This window comes from Cellulomonas fimi, assembly GCF_028527925.1.
GTDB lineage: Bacteria > Actinomycetota > Actinomycetes > Actinomycetales > Cellulomonadaceae > Cellulomonas > Cellulomonas fimi_C.
The window spans coordinates 1-734 of sequence record NZ_JAPESW010000141.1 but is presented as its reverse complement, the minus strand read 5'-3'; the positions used below and the strand labels follow the sequence as shown (position 1 = coordinate 734).

2 protein-coding genes are annotated in these 734 nt (G+C 58.0%); one reads left to right on the top strand and one right to left on the bottom strand.

Going from position 1 to position 734, the window contains the following annotated elements; translation table 11 throughout:
* Nucleotides 1–466: cation:dicarboxylate symporter family transporter (locus OMK64_RS21405; RefSeq protein ID WP_272730132.1), on the top strand; the 466-nt coding region annotated here is incomplete at its 5' end.
* A gap of 55 nt (nucleotides 467–521) precedes the next feature.
* Here OMK64_RS21405 and OMK64_RS21400 read toward each other — a convergent pair.
* The coding region (locus OMK64_RS21400) for a hypothetical protein (RefSeq protein WP_272730131.1) at nucleotides 522–734 on the bottom strand (213 nt) is incomplete at its 5' end.

Here is a 734-nt window from a genome sequence, read left to right as displayed (position 1 = left end):
CTCGGCAACGGTAATGCCTCAACTGATCGATAAGATGGAGCGCTATGGCGCGCCACGCCCTATCCCCAGCATGGTTATCCCGCTGGGCTACTCGTTCAACCTGGATGGTGCATCACTGTTTGCCGCCCTGGGCACATTGTTCATCGCCCAAGCGTATGGCATCGACTTGAGCCTGGCAGATCAGGGCATGCTGATATTGATCATGGTGTTGACTTCGAAGGGTGCAGCGGGCGTACCAGGCTTCATGTTTATCATCCTTACTGCGACCTTGACCACAGCTGGGCTCCCCGTGGAGGGCGTGGCGATCATCGCAGGGGTCTATCGCCTGATGGATATGCCGGTCACAGCTTTGAATGTACTGGGCAACGCGTTGGCCCCCTTGGTGATTGCCCGGTGGGAGGGTCAATTGAAGGCGCCTGACAGTACAACAGCGGTCGAGCCAGCCAGCGCACCGTTCAATGCCTGACGGCTCTATTCCAAACGCCCCGCAAAGCGTGCGCTCGAGCCTTTGCGGGGCGATTTCAGATCTTTTCCTTACGCTGAGGGTGCTGTTTCCCTGCGCCTGGGTGAGTACCAGAAGGCGCCTTGGTTTCGCTGCGAATCTGCGCGTGGCTGATCAACGCAAAGATAAAGCTGCCGCCGATGATATTGCCTGCCAAGGTCGGTCCGGCAAACACCAGCCAGAAGTCCTTCCACGCCAACTCGCCAGCAAACACCAAGTACGACACTTCCGC